The organism is Enterococcus sp. DIV1368b (assembly GCF_050529595.1).
Classification (GTDB): Bacteria; Bacillota; Bacilli; order Lactobacillales; family Enterococcaceae; genus Enterococcus_B; species Enterococcus_B mundtii.
Genome location: NZ_CP172883.1, coordinates 2,836,810 through 2,855,459 on the forward strand (window position 1 = coordinate 2,836,810; position 18,650 = coordinate 2,855,459).

Below are 18,650 nucleotides of genomic sequence, written 5' to 3' on the forward strand. Positions count from 1 at the left end.
TCATTTGCGTGGCGGCGTCCTACTCTCACAAGGGGCAACCCCTCACTACAATCGGCGCTAAGAAGCTTAACTTCTGTGTTCGGCATGGTTACAGGTGTATCCTTCTCGCCATCGCCACCACACTTGGTGTTATCTATATTTGAGTAAATCTTGTTCACTCAAAACTGGATTTGAAGTATCAGTAAGAAACTCTCCGAGTTTTTTTATTTTATTTTGGTTAAGTCCTCGATCGATTAGTATCAGTCCGCTCCATACATCACTGTACTTCCACTCCTGACCTATCTACCTGATCATCTCTCAGGGATCTTACTTTCTTAAAGAAATGGGAAATCTCATCTTGAGGTGGGCTTCACACTTAGATGCTTTCAGCGTTTATCCCTTCCCTACATAGCTACCCAGCAATGCCCTTGGCAGAACAACTGGTACACCAGCGGTAAGTCCATCCCGGTCCTCTCGTACTAAGGACAGCTCCTCTCAAATTTCCAACGCCCGCGACGGATAGGGACCGAACTGTCTCACGACGTTCTGAACCCAGCTCGCGTGCCGCTTTAATGGGCGAACAGCCCAACCCTTGGGACCGACTACAGCCCCAGGATGCGACGAGCCGACATCGAGGTGCCAAACCTCCCCGTCGATGTGGACTCTTGGGGGAGATAAGCCTGTTATCCCCAGGGTAGCTTTTATCCGTTGAGCGATGGCCCTTCCATGCGGAACCACCGGATCACTAAGCCCGACTTTCGTCCCTGCTCGACTTGTAGGTCTCGCAGTCAAGCTCCCTTCTGCCTTTACACTCTTCGAATGATTTCCAACCATTCTGAGGGAACCTTTGGGCGCCTCCGTTACTCTTTAGGAGGCGACCGCCCCAGTCAAACTGCCCATCTGACACTGTCTCCCACCACGATAAGTGGTGCGGGTTAGAGTGGCCATAACGCAGGGGTAGTATCCCACCAGCGCCTCCATCGAAACTAGCGTTCCGACTTCTACGGCTCCTACCTATCCTGTACATGCGGTACAGACACTCAATATCAAACTACAGTAAAGCTCCATGGGGTCTTTCCGTCCTGTCGCGGGTAACCTGCATCTTCACAGGTACTAAAATTTCACCGAGTCTCTCGTTGAGACAGTGCCCAAATCGTTACGCCTTTCGTGCGGGTCGGAACTTACCCGACAAGGAATTTCGCTACCTTAGGACCGTTATAGTTACGGCCGCCGTTTACTGGGGCTTCAATTCGTACCTTCGCTTACGCTAAGCACTCCTCTTAACCTTCCAGCACCGGGCAGGCGTCAGCCCCTATACTTCATCTTACGATTTTGCAGAGACCTGTGTTTTTGATAAACAGTCGCTTGGGCCTATTCACTGCGGCTGATCTGACGATCAGCACCCCTTCTCCCGAAGTTACGGGGTCATTTTGCCGAGTTCCTTAACGAGAGTTCTCTCGCTCACCTTAGGATTCTCTCCTCGACTACCTGTGTCGGTTTGCGGTACGGGTCGTTGTTTTCTCACTAGAAGCTTTTCTCGGCAGTGTGACGTCAGGAACTTCGGTACTATTATTTCCCTCCCCATCACAGCTTGTCCTTAAAGTTAGAAGCATTTGACTCCTATCAAGACTTACTGCTTGGACAGACATTTCCGATCGTCTGCATTCCTTAGCCTCCTGCGTCCCTCCATTGCTCAAACAAAAACAACGAGTACAGGAATATCAACCTGTTGTCCATCGCCTACGCCTGTCGGCCTCGGCTTAGGTCCCGACTAACCCTGGGCGGACGAGCCTTCCCCAGGAAACCTTAGTCATTCGGTGGACAGGATTCTCACCTGTCTTTCGCTACTCATACCGGCATTCTCACTTCTAAGCGCTCCAGCAGTCCTCACGATCTACCTTCAACGCCCTTAGAACGCTCTCCTACCAATACACCTAAAGGTGTACTCCACAGCTTCGGTAATATGTTTAGCCCCGGTACATTTTCGGCGCAGGGTCACTCGACTAGTGAGCTATTACGCACTCTTTAAATGGTGGCTGCTTCTAAGCCAACATCCTAGTTGTCTGTGCAACCCCACATCCTTTTCCACTTAACATATATTTTGGGACCTTAGCTGGTGGTCTGGGCTGTTTCCCTTTCGACTATGGATCTTATCACTCACAGTCTGACTCCCGGATATGAATGAATGGCATTCGGAGTTTATCTGAATTCGGTAACCCGAGATGGGCCCCTAGTCCAAACAGTGCTCTACCTCCATCATTCTCAATTCCGAGGCTAGCCCTAAAGCTATTTCGGAGAGAACCAGCTATCTCCAAGTTCGTTTGGAATTTCTCCGCTACCCACACCTCATCCCCGCACTTTTCAACGTACGTGGGTTCGGTCCTCCAGTGCGTTTTACCGCACCTTCAACCTGGACATGGGTAGATCACATGGTTTCGGGTCTACGACTACATACTCAAACGCCCTATTCAGACTCGCTTTCGCTGCGGCTCCGTCTCTTCAACTTAACCTCGCATGCAATCGTAACTCGCCGGTTCATTCTACAAAAGGCACGCCATCACCCATTAACGGGCTTTGACTTGTTGTAGGCACACGGTTTCAGGTTCTATTTCACTCCCCTTCCGGGGTGCTTTTCACCTTTCCCTCACGGTACTGGTTCACTATCGGTCACTAGGGAGTATTTAGCCTTGGGAGATGGTCCTCCCGGATTCCGACGGAATTCCTCGTGTTCCGCCGTACTCAGGATCCTCCTAGGTGCCTTCCAAATTTCATCTACGGGGCTTTCACCCTCTTTGACTGACTTTTCCAAGTCATTCGACTATCTGAAAGAACTACCATATCGGAGTCCTACAACCCCAATGAGCAAGCTCATTGGTTTGGGCTTTTCCCGTTTCGCTCGCCGCTACTCAGGGAATCGAATTTTCTTTCTCTTCCTGCAGGTACTTAGATGTTTCAGTTCTCTGCGTCTACCTCGTATACGCTATGTATTCACGTATACGTAACATCCTATAAAAGATGCTGGGTTCCCCCATTCGGAAATCTCTGGATCATAGCTTACGTACAGCTCCCCAAAGCATATCGGTGTTAGTCCCGTCCTTCATCGGCTCCTAGTGCCAAGGCATCCACCGTGCGCCCTTATTCACTTAACCTTATCAACCTTGCGGTTGGGTTTTGATCTTTCTTCTAGCGATAGAAGTCCAATCAAGAAAAATAAGCAATTGAACTTATTAAAAAACTCATTCAACGCGGTGTTCTCGGTTTGTATTACTTACATTTTTACTTCAATATCCAGTTTTCAATGAACAAAATTTTAAGAGTAGACCTCTCAAAACTGAACAAAGTATCGACAAACGTGTGTAGTCTCCGTAATATTCCTTAGAAAGGAGGTGATCCAGCCGCACCTTCCGATACGGCTACCTTGTTACGACTTCACCCCAATCATCTATCCCACCTTAGGCGGCTGGCTCCAAAAAGGTTACCTCACCGACTTCGGGTGTTACAAACTCTCGTGGTGTGACGGGCGGTGTGTACAAGGCCCGGGAACGTATTCACCGCGGCGTGCTGATCCGCGATTACTAGCGATTCCGGCTTCATGTAGGCGAGTTGCAGCCTACAATCCGAACTGAGAGAAGCTTTAAGAGATTAGCTTAGCCTCGCGACTTCGCGACTCGTTGTACTTCCCATTGTAGCACGTGTGTAGCCCAGGTCATAAGGGGCATGATGATTTGACGTCATCCCCACCTTCCTCCGGTTTGTCACCGGCAGTCTTGCTAGAGTGCCCAACTAAATGATGGCAACTAACAATAAGGGTTGCGCTCGTTGCGGGACTTAACCCAACATCTCACGACACGAGCTGACGACAACCATGCACCACCTGTCACTTTGCCCCCGAAGGGGAAGCTCTATCTCTAGAGTGGTCAAAGGATGTCAAGACCTGGTAAGGTTCTTCGCGTTGCTTCGAATTAAACCACATGCTCCACCGCTTGTGCGGGCCCCCGTCAATTCCTTTGAGTTTCAACCTTGCGGTCGTACTCCCCAGGCGGAGTGCTTAATGCGTTAGCTGCAGCACTGAAGGGCGGAAACCCTCCAACACTTAGCACTCATCGTTTACGGCGTGGACTACCAGGGTATCTAATCCTGTTTGCTCCCCACGCTTTCGAGCCTCAGCGTCAGTTACAGACCAGAGAGCCGCCTTCGCCACTGGTGTTCCTCCATATATCTACGCATTTCACCGCTACACATGGAATTCCACTCTCCTCTTCTGCACTCAAGTCTCCCAGTTTCCAATGACCCTCCCCGGTTGAGCCGGGGGCTTTCACATCAGACTTAAGAAACCGCCTGCGCTCGCTTTACGCCCAATAAATCCGGACAACGCTTGCCACCTACGTATTACCGCGGCTGCTGGCACGTAGTTAGCCGTGGCTTTCTGGTTAGATACCGTCAAGGGGTGAACAGTTACTCTCACCCTTGTTCTTCTCTAACAACAGAGTTTTACGATCCGAAAACCTTCTTCACTCACGCGGCGTTGCTCGGTCAGACTTTCGTCCATTGCCGAAGATTCCCTACTGCTGCCTCCCGTAGGAGTTTGGGCCGTGTCTCAGTCCCAATGTGGCCGATCACCCTCTCAGGTCGGCTATGCATCGTGGCCTTGGTGAGCCGTTACCTCACCAACTAGCTAATGCACCGCGGGTCCATCCATCAGCGGCACCGTAAAGCGCCTTTCAAAACGAAACCATGCGGTTTCGATTGTTATACGGTATTAGCACCTGTTTCCAAGTGTTATCCCCTTCTGATGGGCAGGTTACCCACGTGTTACTCACCCGTTCGCCACTCCTCTTTTCCCGGTGGAGCAAGCTCCGGTGGGAAAAGAAGCGTTCGACTTGCATGTATTAGGCACGCCGCCAGCGTTCGTCCTGAGCCAGGATCAAACTCTCATAATATGCTAGTTCCTCACAGCGAAAGCTGATGTGGAACTGTAGTTCGAAATTTACTTTCGAACATCATAATAGTTCATTTGTTAAGCTCAATTGTTTGCTAGCATATTGCTTGCTTGTTAAAAATGTTTGTTGTCTTGAATTGAATCAAGACGCCCTACACATTTGGTTTGTCTTACTTTGTTCAGTTTTCAAAGGTCTACGTGATAAATGAAACACAACTGCCTCAACTTATCGTTTGTGATTGCCGTAGCAACTTTTATATCTTAGCAAACCATCGAATGATTGTCAACTATTTTTTAAAAGTTTTTTGAGCCCGTTTTTCACGAGGTCGTTTTAGCAACTCACTTATCATAACTTATCGTTTGTTATTTGTCAACAGTTTATTTTGTTTTTTTCTTTGCGAAATCAACACGTATGAACTTATCTCTCATAACCAACTTCGTTATATTATCATAAGAAAATATGATTGTCAACAAAACTTTTAAACAAATTTCATGATTGTTTTCATGTTTCAGCAACGTTGACTATACTATCATTAAAAAAAAGATTGGTCAAGGTAAAATTTAACTTTCACTGCACCTAATCTTTTTTTATTTATTTCACTCCATTTCTATTTCCTGATAGTTAAAATAATCAAAATCAGCATAGCTCCCTCCTCTTACATTTAAATCATGAACACCTATACCAACAAAGTTTCCTGTAAAACCACCTGATAGTGTCTGCACATCAATTTTAGCACCGATTTTTTTCCAGTCTTGCGAACGTTTCACATAAAATTGCCCAAAAGTCTTTTCAACAACTACTTTGATCACTGTCTCTCTTCCTCTTAGCGGATAAATGTCAGGGCTAATCGTAACATGGCCTTCAACTGCACTAAGTAATCGGAGACACTTTCCTATCATTTCATCCCAGGTCAAACAGCAATAATAGTAATTTTCTTCATTTAGAAAAAGAAGTAGTCCAGCCATTTGGTTGAAGTGCTTTGGCTCATATTCCATTTTAGTTTGTGCAATAAATGAAAACGTTGTTTGTCGTACCGCTAATAAGTGTTGGTCAAACATTGACTGCAGTGATTCTCCTGCGAGCATCCTTAAGTAGCCATATCGACTAGTCAAATCGCACCAAGTTGTGTCTGGTAAACAACGACGAGCGTTCCAACTTTGTTTCATTTTACCTTCAAAATCATCAAAAAAACAAGAATTGATCTTTTGGATCACTTTCTCTTGTGTTGGAATGGTGACGCTCTCTCTTGGTTCATTTCCTCCTTCTTTTATACGCAACCAATTGTCTTCTGTCCAATACACTTCTTGAATAGCTGTTTCTCTACCTAAGATAGCAACGCCTTCGATAGGACGAGTACAAAGATGGACTATATACCATCTGTCGACTTCTGTTTGAACCAAACTTGCATGCCCTACACATTGTAAGCTTGAGCTTGGGTAACCATTTGCTGTCAACATTGGATTTTGGGGATCAACTTCGTAAGGGCCTAACAAATCACGACTACGACAAACGGTAACGGCATGTCCACTACCAGTACCACCTTCAGCAGTCAGCAAATAATAGTAATCATTGACATAGTAGAGATGAGGTGCTTCGGTCTTTGCGAGTTCCGTGCCTGTAAAGATCGTGTGAATCGGCCCGACCAGTTGTTTTTGTTTTGCATCATATTCTTGAATGACGATCCCTGCAGATTTATTAGGTGTCTTTAGTCGATAGTCCCAGATTTCATTCAACAGCCATTTCTTACCTGTACGCGGATCATGAAAAAGAGAGGGATCAAAACCACTACTATTTAGATAAATTGGATTCTCCCAAGGTCCCTCGATATCTTCCGCAATCATCATGTAGTTGTGAACATCTTTAAAAGGACGTGTTACGCTTTTAACATCTGTATAAACAAGATAAAACCGTCCATCTGAGTAACTGATTTGAGGCGCCCAGATACTTCCATTGATTGGATGACCCTTTAATGATACTTGATTCGTTAAAATATCCGTTTTATGTTCCCAATTGATTAGATCCGTTGACTCATATACACGAATGCCTGGTAACCATTCAAAAGAAGAAACGATCACATAATAAAAGCTACCCACTTTTAAAATATTCGGGTCAGGATTAAATCCACGAATGATTGGATTGATTGCTTTACTTTGAAACATCTGCTTCCCACCTCTGCTCTATTTTTTGGCGATACATACTTGAACCCGCTGCTAATAGATAGAAAAAGACAAAAGGATAAGCAATGAATTGTGTACCGAACAACAGCAAGACTCCTGAAACTAAATAAATGAGCGCTGCCATCGGACTTGCTTTTCCCTTCAACGATAAATAAAGAGCCAAACATAATCCACTCAAAGAGAGGAACAGACTCACACTAAACAATCCTGTTGTTTTTCTTAATAACTCAAACGTTTCTTCCACACTGCCAATGTACTCTAGTGAGAGAGCCTGATAGGTTTCTCGAAAATTTGAAAGAGACATTTGATTGAACGTTACAGCAATTCCACCGAAAAACAACAAAGCAGCAGATCCACCGATCAAACCAAAACTTATTTCCCATTTTTTCGTCATCTAATCGTCCTCCGTTTCAACAGTGATCCATGATTCGCGACAAATTTCTCCTTGGTATCTATTATTTTTTTCGTAATAGCGTGCTGTTTGTCTGTTTTGTTTCTCATCCCAATCATGCCAACCACTTTGGTGGACATGCGCTCCTACATCACACTCTTCAAATGTCACCTGAGCATATGGACGCCAAGGCCGGCCTAAATAGATAGAAGGTACCTCGAAATCTGCAACGATTGCACACCTAAAAAAAAGAAAACCTCGTTCTTGTACTTTTACCGTTGAAGCGGCTGTGATATAGCCATTAGAAAAACACGCTAAACTCTTGATGGTACAATGGTCAAATACCGCATCTGCTCCACCAAAAATAAAATCGACAGTCCCTTCGATCCAACATCGTTCATAATATTGTCGACAATACTTGCGTTCCTTCGTCACTGGTGTAAGAAAGAGACGACCATCTTTTTGTGTAGCCGGCAACGGTCCTGTGCACAATGTATCTTGTTGCCCACACAATCGACAATTGATCAACTGGACTTGATGAGCATGATTGAACAGCGCGACTGCTTGCCCCACTTGTTCTCCTGCACCGGCGTTATTGATGATCTGTATATTTTCGAGACGAATGTTTTCTCCTTCAAGAAATAGCGTCGCGGTTCGAAACGTTTCTCTTGCTTCACCAGATGAAAGTGTTTGTTTCGCAAAACGGCACCCAACAATCTGTACTTCTCCTTGTCCTAGCATTTGGAAATTCGATAGCCGACATTCGACATATTCATGATAGACACCTTCTTGAATAATCATGGTCTTTTTTACGCTATCCGGCAATGAGCTAAGATGAGCAATTCCTGCTTGGATGGTCTGATAGTCTGCTTGCTCTGAGAATGGGTCGATCACGATTTCTGTTTCCATTACAGGTGCTCCTTTAAAAATGCTTGCCACTTACTTCGCATGTCACGTGTTTCAAAGTGTCCACCATTTAAAGAGTGTCCTTGAAAATTCATTGGTACTCCCAGTTGTTGATAATACAAATCTAGCTGTTTATTCAAGTGATAGACGCCTTCTGTTGGACACATTCGATCGTTTGTCCCTACTATAGTAAGCCGTTTACGAGGAGCAATTTTTTGCTGGATAGCTAGGGTCGTATATTCCTTCAATAAATTAGGAATATAATAATAGTAACCGTGGCAATCTAACATCTGATGTTTCAAGAGCGTTTCAACCTCTACTTGGCTAGCTAGGTCAATACATACTTTCACACGTTCATCCAATGCACTTGTCCACCAACTTAATAGTCCACCCATAGATAACCCCATCGTTGCGATACGTTGTGTGTCAATATCTTCTCGTGTTTCCAAGTAATCGATCAAGCTTAGCACATCAAAGATCCGCATTCCCCAAAGTGTTCGTCCTGTTAATAAGAATTGCTTAAAAAGTTCACTTTCAGCAATTCCACTGCGTTCTTCAAATCCCCAAGCATCGATTGCCCATACCCCATATCCCATACTCGTCAAAACCTTCGCAAACGAAGGTTCCACAAAATAGGATGCACCTTCTAACAATTCACTTTTTCCAAGTGAAAAAGCGCCACCATGCGAGTGCAGATAAATCACAACAGGCAGAGGCTCCCTCTTTTTTGCTGGATAAATATAAATGGCAGGAACAGGTTCAAGATCATTTAATGCCAATTGATAATACTCAATTACTTGATCATCGTTGGTTTTTTGTGATAAACAGCTACCACTCGGTCTCAAGCAACGTGCGTCTCTCCCTAAGTACTCAATCAACTCCATTTTATTTAAGTTCCTTCTATAATAGATACATTCTTTTTATCCAACTCTGTCGATCGCATACGTTTAATTTCGATATCTTCCGAATCTTCAATCATGATTGCTGGTCCTTCATGATGATTGATCGTGATCTGCTGGAAAGAAATATGTTTACCAAACCGCACATAAAATCCTTGTTGGCGCATGGGTTCTAAACCCGTCATCATAGCTGGCACTCCCACTTTTGCATCTTTTGCCATTGATATATCGACATGATCGAAAGAAATGTCTTGAACCGCTTGTTCTGCTAACCCATAAATAAAACCTGCGGAAGCATGGACATTTCTAGCAGTGATCGATGAAAAATGAATACGCCGAACTTGTGGCGTTCGCTCATCGATTGGATACACTTCTTTGTCCCAGACGTAAGGATCTTTGCCACGAGGCCCGCAAAAATAATAAAGATTGATGACAAACGGACACAGTACTTGGTCCATGATCAAATTAGTTACTCGGACATCTTCGATCATCCCCCCTCGACCTCGGCGTGTCTTTAATCGAATCCCACGATCGGTTTGTTGGAATACGCAGTTCGAAATCGTTACATTCCGAATCCCGCCACTCATTTCACTTCCTAACACTACGCCACCATGACCGTGTACCATCGTACAATTGGTGATCGTGATATTTTGACAAGGTACCTTATTAACGGCATCCTCTGTCCCTGCTTTGATTGCAATACAGTCATCCCCAACATCAATATGGCAGTTACTGATATGCACATTGTGACAAGACTCTGGATCAATACCATCTGTGTTCGGGGAATCAGCAGGATTACAAATGACTACATGATCGATCGTCACATCTTGGCAATGATTCGGATGGATCGTCCAACTTGGTGAGTCGACCAACTGGATATCACGAATTGTTACTCGTCGACAATGATCAAAACCAAGCAATTTTGGCCGAGGGTACTCAAGTGTTTCATGCTCCTCTCGAAAAATGCGCCACCAGCTAGGACCACTACCATCTAATTTCCCTAAACCAGTGACAGCAATATTTTCTGCATGTTGCGCATAGATACATGAAGCATAGACCTTTTTAGGTACACCCTCCCAGCTGGATAAAATAGCTGAATACTGAGCTGGGTCATCTGTAAATTTCAATACTGCTCCAGGAGAAAGATACAACTCCACATTACTTTTCAAGCACAATGGCCCCGTTAAAAACTGCCCACTTGGAATGATTACTCTTCCCCCACCTGCTTCGGCTACTTGATCAATGGCTTGTTGGATCACCGTCGTGTTGAGTCTATCGACTGAGGCACCTAAGCTTAAAATATTTATCACTTAGATACACCTTCCACTTCTACTAAGGCTTGCAAAAAGGCACCAACACCTTTTTGATCGTTACATACAATTGGTTCACTAATATAGTAAGCATAAGAACCATCTCTTTGGTCTGCACCACCTAGACCTGCAACTTGGCAATTTTTATTCAGATTCAGCCAGCCTTCTTTTGTTTCCAAAACAAATTCATCAAACAAACCTTGATAAGATTTTTTCAACTGAGGAAACCACACTTCTTTCTCCAGTATTCCTAAGCGAATCCCCTTTGCCATCGCATAAACGAACATACTGCTTCCTGAAGCTTCTAAATAATTCCCTTTACGTTTCGTTTCGGTTGTTACTTGGTACCAGGTGCCAGTTTCTGATTGATAAGGCAATAATGCTTCCAATGTGGATGTCACAATTTGCCCCAATAATCGACAGTCCACTTCTTTATGCAACAACTCGTAAGTATCGACACACGCCATCAAATACCAACCAATTGAGCGGCTCCAAAAATGATGGGATAATCCCGTTTCTAGATCTGCCCAAGGTTGCTTCATCTTTTCATCCCATGCATGGAACAATAAATTCGTTTTTGAGTCGAACAATCGCTGATAACTGATCTCAAATTGACGTAAGACATCTTGATAATCTTTTTTCGGCGTAAAGGTTTGGATAAATTCTGCATAAAAAGGCGCTCCCATATACAAACCATCTAACCATATTTGCCAAGGATAGATCGCCTTATGCCAAAACACACCTTCAGAGGTCCTTGGATGATTCGACAATTGTTTGGCGCAATTTTCTGCTGCTTTGCGATATTTTTCATCTCCTGTTTCTTTATAGAGGATAAAGAACAGTTTTCCAGTATTGATATGATCGATATTGTATTCTTCTAATTTATAGCCTTTGATCGAGCCATCTTCTTGTACGAAGTAGTCAATATTTGTTTGAATAAAGTCTAAGTACTTCTTCTCCTTCGTTTTCAGCCATAACAACTGAAATCCTTTCAAAACGACACCATAATCATATGACCATTTTCGTTCATATCCTTTATCTTGATACAAATAAGGTGTACGTGCCATAATACTATCTGCTAATTTCTCTGACCAATTCAATCTTCTTCCTCCAATCAATCATTTTAAAAGAGAAAGGGCTGCGGTTGGAATAGTTACAGCCCTTTCTTTGATACATCTACTATTACTGTGCAGCTTTATAAGCCTCTTCATATTCTTCAGCAATTTGATCGCCACCTTGGGCACGCCAATTGCTGATTGCTTGTTTGAATCCATCTTCATCTATTTGTCCCATAATATACTGGACAGTTGCATCGATCATGATTTTTTCGATTTCTGAACCGACTTCATTGTTTTTCTCTGAATCTAATGGAACCGTTGGATCTAACACAACAAACTGTTCATTTTCTTTGACTAATTGATTGGATAATTCTTTCTCTGGATCAGCATCTTTAAATGAAAATGTAACTTCACTTGGTCTTGAACTGGATAATGGTTGCACTTCCTGTTGCCAAAGATCCATGTCGATGTATTCAATCGCGCCATCTTCTTGCAATTGGTAGTGTGTTCCTTCAATACCACCTGTCATCAATTTATACATATCTTCTTCTAATAAATCATCGACAAACTGGAGTAATTTCTTCAATTGTGCTTCATCTTTGACCGAGGATTTAGGAAATGCCAATAGTCCCCCTACGCCATTTCCTTCTGACCATACATGGTAATCCCCATCTTCACCATCTGATATTTTATTTACTGGCACAAGCTCCATCTCTGGTTGAATATCTTTCCCCATATTTTTTAGGTTTTTGATATCGATCATCCCGGTATAGATCCCTGTTTTACCTTGTGCAAATTGTTCCTGTTGATCTGTCTTTTGAGTCACTGCAAAGTCTTGCGCTAAGTAACCGTTTTCAAATAAGTCTCTAGAAAAATTCATCGCTTTCATATACTCATCTGTATCAAATTCAGGTGTAAATTGACCGTTACTCTCTACTTTCCAACCATTCGGTGCACCGTAATACGATGTAAATAATTTGAAGCTCGTGTAACGGATATCACTCGGGGCGCGATCGCCAAAACCAACTGTATCATCGACACCATTGCCGTCTGGATCATTTTCTGTGAATTGCTTCGCTACTTCATAAAGTTCATCCAATGTATCTGGTACTTCCAATCCTAGATTGTCCAACCAATCTTTTCGGATAACTAAACCTGCACGAGCGTAATCTTTTTGCATAGGTACGCCATATAGTGCACCATCGATACTTGCCGCTTCGATTCGATCCTCTGATATCTTACTTAAATTTTTGTAGTCAGCTAAATAATCAGACACATCCCAGAAAACACCGGACTTTAACGCATTTCGCACAGAGGAATTTTTTAACATAGCAATTTGTAGTGTTACGATATCTCCCAGCTCATTTGAAGCTAATGCAGTGGTCAACCGTTCCTCTTTTGACGCATCAGGAATCCAGTTGAACGTCAATTCTGAATTGGTTTTCTCCTCGATTTTATCAACGATCGTATCATTAGGCGGCGAAGCTGTATGTAAAATGTTCAACCACGTGATTCGTGTTTTTCCATCCTCTGTATCTGCGGATGTATCACTTGAATCATTGCCACAAGCTGATAAAGCAAGTATGCTGAGCAAACCGATTCCTGCTGTTACTAACATTTTTTTCTTCATAATTGTTCTCCTTCACTGAATGTATTTTTATCTATTGCTACTTCTTTCTTTTTAAGACGATCAAATAGTTGCACCGCTGTCCAAGTGATGGCAAAAAAGAAGAAGCTACTCCCCATGAATGTCAACATACCAGGCACTAAGCGAATAATTACCGCATAACTGCCAATAATGATTAATAGTAAAACAAGTGAATAATGTAACTGAGAAAAACCAAACAAAAAAGCCATTTTGATTTTATAAAACATCCCTTGCCATTGGTAATGGGCCATAATCGGGAAAATATACAGCGCAGATAACACGTAAAAAAAGCTGATGACCAAAATCACTACGCGTAAGTACCAATTTTGGATATAGGCAAGATCTACGTACAGGACGAAAGCAACTGCAAAATATAACCAACTGATCAACAACGTTTCTTTGTAATTTTCTTTAAAATAGCGAAAGTACGTATGTGTCAGTGGAAAATCTTCAGATGAGCGTAGCCACTTTCGGATCACTGAGACCATTGCGTAAGACGCTGGACCAAAAGTGAATAGTCCGAGACCCAAAACGACTAATATTCCCCACAAAAAATTTAAGTAAACGAGTTGCAGGAGTCTGATCAAATTTTTATTTGTACTCTCTAACTTTTGCAACATCTGTTTGCTCCTTTTCTAGTACACACCGTCTTCACCCAATTTTTTTGCTACCTTGTTCGCAAGTACGACCATAAACAAGCCCACTACACCTTTGAATAAGCCCATTGAAGTACTAAAACTTAATTGTCCATTTTTCAATCCAGCAGTATAGATATATGTATCAAAAATCTCTGCCACACTGCGATTCAATGAATTGAGTAGTAAGTACATATGCTCAAATCCTAAGTCAAGTGTTTGACCAATTTTTAAAATCAACAAGGTAATGATCACTGGACGGATCGCAGGTAATGTCACATGCCACGTCTTACGTAAACGTCCTGCCCCATCCATTTCGGCTGCTTCATATAATTGCGTATCTACTGCGGTGATTGCAGAGAGATAAATGATCGTTGACCACCCTAGTTCTTTCCAAATCACCTGTCCAATGTAGACTGTTCGTGTCCAGTCAGGCGACGTCAAAAAACTTATTTTATCTAGCCCAATACTGGCCAAAAATTCATTGATGACCCCACCGTCCACATTCAAAAAGACATAGGTGATTGAGACGATGATGACCCAAGACATGAAATGCGGAATGTAAATGATTGTTTGGATACTATTCTTGAATCGCTTGTTCGTTACTTCATTCAATAGAAGTGACAGAATGATCGGCATTGGGAAAAAGACAAAAATATTCAGTCCAAACAAAATCAGCGTATTCCTCAACAGCATAAAAAATGTTGGCTCAGTAAATAATCGAATGAAGTGCTTGAAACCAACCCAAGGACTACCAAGAATCCCCAGATAAGGTTGATAGTCTTGGAACGCAATCACTAAGCCACCCATAGGTAAATATCTGAAAACAATGAAATAAAGGATTCCTGGAAGAATCATCAAGTACAAAAATTTATTCGTTTTGATTCCAGCAATCGTCTTCCTTCTTCTTTTTATTCGTTCTTCCTTTTTTGATAAAGTAATTGAACCCAGCTCTCTTTTTACACTCTCCATAAGCCCTCCTTGTTAAACATTGTGTGACTTTAACCGCTATCCACAGCATAAAGGAAGAAAAGTAATTCCGTATATAATCATTTTCACTGACGTAGGTAACTGGCGATCATCACTTGATTCCTCACTTTCCGCTTCATCTGATCGATTTTTTAGGGAATGCCCGTTGCAGCTATATGAAACCTCATGATTTTCCTTCCCTAAAAAATGATTATGTACGTAATTTCAAGCAGATGATAGATTGGAGGTACAAAAATACTTATGGTTTAAGGAGGGTTCTCTCTAAATGAAAAAAAAGGTTTCGCTTGGAGAAAAAAGCTTTACGATTTTTAATTCCATTTTTCTACTATTATTAGCTTTGATCTGTATCGTACCGTTTTTAAATATCATCGCCACTTCATTTGCTTCTACACAAGAAGTCGTAGCAAAAAAATTCATCCTTTTCCCTACTACGTTTTCTTTAGATGCCTATCGTTACATCTTATCTACACCAACGATTTTCCGAGCTTTAGCTGTTTCTATTGGGGTTACTGGGCTTGGGACGGTCGTCAGCATGTGCGTGACTTCATTGATGGCCTATGGATTATCACGTAAATATCTTTTTGGGCGAGGATTTTTTAACTTTATGGTTGTCTTTTCCATGCTCTTTAGTGGTGGAATGATCCCGACATTCTTAGTGGTGCGCTCCTTGGGATTGATCAATTCGTACTGGTCGATGATTTTACCTGTAACTGTCAACGCCATGAACATGATCATCATGCGTAACTTTTTTCAAGCTTTACCTAATAGTTTAGAAGAATCTGCCAAAATGGATGGCTGTACTGATTTTGGAGTCTTTTTCAAAATTATGTTGCCCCTTGCTTTACCTTCCATTGCGACGATTTCACTTTTTTATGCTGTGACCTATTGGAATACTTATATGACGGCGATTTTATACATTAACGATTCTTCAAAATGGCCGATTCAAATCTTGTTACGTCAAATCGTGATCGTGTCAAGCGGGATGCAGGCAGAAAGTAGTGCTGTCGATATCATTCCACCGGCACAAACGATCAAAATGGCCGTCATCGTGATTGCTACAGTGCCAATGTTGGTTGCTTATCCATTTGTTCAAAAGTACTTTGTAAAAGGGGCATTGGTCGGCTCTGTCAAAGGTTGACCCTTTCATACTTAAAGATACGCTTAAAATTAATTATTCATTTAAATAGCACGATCTAGGAAAAACTAATTTTTCAAAGATCGTGCTATTCCTCACAATAAAAACAAATATTTTTCCTGAGTAACTCATGTAGGACTTTAATGATCGGTGTCACTAAGTTGTCCTCAGCGGTTTTTCTTACGGTACTCACCAGGAGTGACGGATTCTTTCTTTTTGAAAAAGCGAATAAAATTTTGTGAGTTACGATATTTGAGTCTTTCTGCTATTTCTTTCACGGATAACGTCGTCTCCGTCAACCACTTCTTAGCGATCTCTAAGCGATAGTTCTGAATGAAATCTCCAAAGTTTTCACCGGTTTCTTTTTTAAACACGTTACTCAAATAGTTAGGATTATAATGAAGGCGATCTGCCACCATGTCTAGCGACAGATCACAATCATATTCGCTATAGATGATATGGATCATTTTTTCTGATAACGATTTAAACTCTTGCTCCGTGATTTCTTGAGAGTTTTTTGTGATCGGTTGAACAAATTGTTCTAACAGCAATTGTTCAAGTTCTTGAGGATGATAAGTATATAACACCTTAACATATATTTGCTTCAATTCTTCAAACTGCGTAATATTCACACCCAATAGTTGCCCCAACTGAACAAATTCATTGACTAAACGAATAGCTACAACTTCTCGATTCAATCGATTTTTATTTTGAGTGAACATCTCAACGATCAATTCGTGAAGAAGGCAACTGACGTGTTCGTTTCCTGAACGGATTGCTTCAAATAAACGATTTTGTTTTTCCATCGGATATTTGATCAGTGTCTTCTCCTGTTGCTCTGAGATGATTTCATGGTAGAACACAATTGAATTTGGTCCAGTGTTTACCCGATGATATAAGGCTTCTTTCGCTTGGTCGACAGATTGCTTACTGTCATTCAGCGTAGTAAAACAATCACTGATCCCAATGCTAACAGTCAATTTGAGATATTCTTGAATCATTTTTTGTATCTGGCGACAGTGATCCATTACTTTTTTATTCGCGAATACTTCTTCCTTTGGACTTCGATAAATCGTTGCTTGCATTTCTTCGTTTAGCACGATAGGAATCATTCGTTCTTCTTTAGGAACAATCTCAGCAATCATTTGGTTGATAGCCAATAGTAATAAATCTCGTTCTCCTCCATGGCTCTCTTCTAAAAGATCGATCTGCACGATTGCTGTATAGTAACATTCATTTTGCGAGTCATAGTTGAACTGCTGTAATCGTTGATCCAATTCCCGTTTTTCCACACGATTTCTAAAGAGGCTCAAGACAAATAAAGTTTCTAGTTGTGGTTTCTGTGTAATCAAATTCGCACTTAATAATTCATTTTCACCAATTACTTGGCTCACTGACTGGACAACGTTCTCTAATTTCTTCCCAGACAAGCCTTCCGAATGGAGATTCAGTCGGTCTTGAATCTGACTGATAGGACGAACATATCGTTCAGAAAAGATATAGGACAAGCCCCCCAGTAAAATGATCAAAGTAAAGGATACAGTGGCTAATCCGATTTGCAAGTTTCGGACAGTCGTACCTATAGTTGCAGGATCGATCTCTAATTGATACTGCCATTGATTGTAATCAGATTGGAGCAAGATGAAATTCCGACCATTTCTTTGAACCACTGTTGGTACATTCGCTTCGATATTTTGGACTGTTATCATCCCTTCTTTTGATGATTCAGCATCAGTAAAAAGTATCTCTGCTCCATAATAGATCGTTAAGCGGTCTTCATTGCTTCGTTCAATGATTCGTTTCAGCGCCTGATGGTCGATCGAAGCAAAACCTAGCGCATACTTTTCACTGACTGCTTTAGGTAATGCAACAACCATTTCAATTCCATCTGGTTGTTTCGTCCAAAAAACTTGTTGATCCTGATGGACGTACTGGGCTTTTAAATCAGTCACTTCTTGTGGTGATAGTTGATTCAGCGACCCATTCACGACACCCCAACCGCCTTTTAGGCTGACTAACTTGAACGCATTTTCCTCCATTGCGATCGTTTCAATAAAATTAAGTTCTTTTCGTACTTCGGAATAAATAGTGTAGTCGGTATGATTCAAAGGAGATTGAAATATTTCGGAGAAGTTTTTAGTGGAGCCGTATGTAGCGAAAGAATACTCGATCGTTCGAAACTTCCATTCTACATTTGTTTTGATTTGTTTCAATAGATTTTGTTTATCTAGTAAATAGTTCTCTTCAATCGAGTCATAGGTGTTGGTATAGATAAATAAGCTAAAGCCAATGACCAGTACCATACCGATAATAAAAATCGGTAAAAACATTTGATAAAACAACATTTTATTTTTCATCAAACTTCCTCTCCTCCCGAAATTAAAAGGCTTACATTTTATGTAAAATTGATTATCTTCTAAAGCAATGAGTATCTTCACTCTTTCAGATTAACATACTACTATTTAAAAACATAATTTTTTTTGAAAGAGTCAAACCTAACGATATCAAGCTATGTTGACTAAAACTTCTATTCATATTACGATGAATGCGCCACCAATTGATTGATTTAAGCATGAACACGA

General features: G+C 41.8%; 11 protein-coding genes and 3 rRNA genes. 1 reads left to right on the forward strand and 13 read right to left on the reverse strand.

The features are described 5' to 3' along the window. Positions 1 to 6: 6 nt before the first annotated feature. From rrf to IGJ19_RS13135, 12 genes are all read right to left on the reverse strand, one after another. Positions 7 to 122: ribosomal RNA gene (rrf, locus tag IGJ19_RS13080) — 5S ribosomal RNA — on the reverse strand. A 91-nt stretch (positions 123 to 213) separates the two neighbouring features. Then, positions 214 to 3,128: ribosomal RNA gene (locus IGJ19_RS13085) — 23S ribosomal RNA — on the reverse strand. 230 nt (positions 3,129 to 3,358) lie between these two features. Continuing rightward, positions 3,359 to 4,919, reverse strand: a 16S ribosomal RNA gene (locus IGJ19_RS13090). The 16S, 23S and 5S rRNA genes sit together here, the layout of an rRNA operon. A 596-nt stretch (positions 4,920 to 5,515) precedes the next feature. Then, entirely contained in the window at positions 5,516 to 7,078 is a 1,563-nt protein-coding gene (locus IGJ19_RS13095) for a glycoside hydrolase family 43 protein (RefSeq protein ID WP_086335594.1), read from the reverse strand. After that, positions 7,065 to 7,490 (reverse strand): DUF4064 domain-containing protein, encoded by a 426-nt coding sequence (locus IGJ19_RS13100; protein ID WP_071867563.1) that lies wholly within the window; start codon positions 7,488 to 7,490, stop codon positions 7,065 to 7,067. The genes IGJ19_RS13095 and IGJ19_RS13100 overlap by 14 nt, the downstream gene beginning before the upstream one ends. Then, positions 7,491 to 8,396 carry a pectinesterase family protein gene (locus IGJ19_RS13105; RefSeq protein WP_161642625.1) on the reverse strand — a complete coding sequence of 302 codons (906 nt, stop codon included), beginning with the start codon at positions 8,394 to 8,396 and terminating at the stop codon, positions 7,491 to 7,493. Beyond that, on the reverse strand, positions 8,396 to 9,277 hold the full coding sequence (locus IGJ19_RS13110) for an alpha/beta hydrolase family protein (protein ID WP_142433567.1): 882 nt from the start codon (positions 9,275 to 9,277) through the stop codon (positions 8,396 to 8,398). Before IGJ19_RS13110 ends, IGJ19_RS13105 begins: the two co-directional genes overlap by 1 nt. 5 nt (positions 9,278 to 9,282) lie before the next feature. After that, positions 9,283 to 10,602 (reverse strand): glycoside hydrolase family 28 protein, encoded by a 1,320-nt coding sequence (locus IGJ19_RS13115; protein ID WP_161642628.1) that lies wholly within the window; start codon positions 10,600 to 10,602, stop codon positions 9,283 to 9,285. Continuing rightward, complete coding sequence (locus IGJ19_RS13120; RefSeq protein WP_071867559.1) at positions 10,599 to 11,702, reverse strand: glycoside hydrolase family 88/105 protein; 1,104 nt, start codon at positions 11,700 to 11,702, stop codon at positions 10,599 to 10,601. Before IGJ19_RS13120 ends, IGJ19_RS13115 begins: the two co-directional genes overlap by 4 nt. An 82-nt stretch (positions 11,703 to 11,784) precedes the next feature. Then, positions 11,785 to 13,290, reverse strand: a complete 1,506-nt coding sequence (locus tag IGJ19_RS13125) for an extracellular solute-binding protein (RefSeq protein WP_071867558.1) — start codon at positions 13,288 to 13,290, stop codon at positions 11,785 to 11,787. Beyond that, positions 13,287 to 13,928 carry a YesL family protein gene (locus IGJ19_RS13130; protein ID WP_071867557.1) on the reverse strand — a complete coding sequence of 214 codons (642 nt, stop codon included), beginning with the start codon at positions 13,926 to 13,928 and terminating at the stop codon, positions 13,287 to 13,289. Before IGJ19_RS13130 ends, IGJ19_RS13125 begins: the two co-directional genes overlap by 4 nt. A 15-nt stretch (positions 13,929 to 13,943) precedes the next feature. Then, positions 13,944 to 14,915 carry an ABC transporter permease gene (locus IGJ19_RS13135; RefSeq protein ID WP_074801325.1) on the reverse strand — a complete coding sequence of 324 codons (972 nt, stop codon included), beginning with the start codon at positions 14,913 to 14,915 and terminating at the stop codon, positions 13,944 to 13,946. 283 nt (positions 14,916 to 15,198) lie between these two features. Between IGJ19_RS13135 and IGJ19_RS13140 the strand changes: the two genes are divergently transcribed. Further along, positions 15,199 to 16,071, forward strand: coding sequence for a carbohydrate ABC transporter permease (locus tag IGJ19_RS13140; protein ID WP_023520460.1), 873 nt, complete (start codon positions 15,199 to 15,201; stop codon positions 16,069 to 16,071). Between the two features lie 164 nt (positions 16,072 to 16,235). Here IGJ19_RS13140 and IGJ19_RS13145 read toward each other — a convergent pair whose 3' ends face one another. Then, positions 16,236 to 18,425 carry a helix-turn-helix transcriptional regulator gene (locus IGJ19_RS13145; protein WP_195514321.1) on the reverse strand — a complete coding sequence of 730 codons (2,190 nt, stop codon included), beginning with the start codon at positions 18,423 to 18,425 and terminating at the stop codon, positions 16,236 to 16,238. Positions 18,426 to 18,650 lie beyond the last annotated feature (225 nt).

What these genes read in the sequence shown, in the direction of transcription:
- IGJ19_RS13095 (WP_086335594.1), bottom strand. Translation starts at nt 7,078, where the DNA reads ATGTTTCAAAGTAAAGCAATCAATCCAATCATTCGTGGATTTAATCCT.
- IGJ19_RS13100 (WP_071867563.1), bottom strand. Translation starts at nt 7,490, where the DNA reads ATGACGAAAAAATGGGAAATAAGTTTTGGTTTGATCGGTGGATCTGCT.
- IGJ19_RS13105 (WP_161642625.1), bottom strand. Translation starts at nt 8,396, where the DNA reads ATGGAAACAGAAATCGTGATCGACCCATTCTCAGAGCAAGCAGACTAT.
- IGJ19_RS13110 (WP_142433567.1), bottom strand. Translation starts at nt 9,277, where the DNA reads ATGGAGTTGATTGAGTACTTAGGGAGAGACGCACGTTGCTTGAGACCG.
- IGJ19_RS13125 (WP_071867558.1), bottom strand. Translation starts at nt 13,290, where the DNA reads ATGAAGAAAAAAATGTTAGTAACAGCAGGAATCGGTTTGCTCAGCATA.
- IGJ19_RS13130 (WP_071867557.1), bottom strand. Translation starts at nt 13,928, where the DNA reads ATGTTGCAAAAGTTAGAGAGTACAAATAAAAATTTGATCAGACTCCTG.
- IGJ19_RS13135 (WP_074801325.1), bottom strand. Translation starts at nt 14,915, where the DNA reads ATGGAGAGTGTAAAAAGAGAGCTGGGTTCAATTACTTTATCAAAAAAG.
- IGJ19_RS13140 (WP_023520460.1), top strand. Translation starts at nt 15,199, where the DNA reads ATGAAAAAAAAGGTTTCGCTTGGAGAAAAAAGCTTTACGATTTTTAAT.
- IGJ19_RS13145 (WP_195514321.1), bottom strand. Translation starts at nt 18,425, where the DNA reads ATGAAAAATAAAATGTTGTTTTATCAAATGTTTTTACCGATTTTTATT.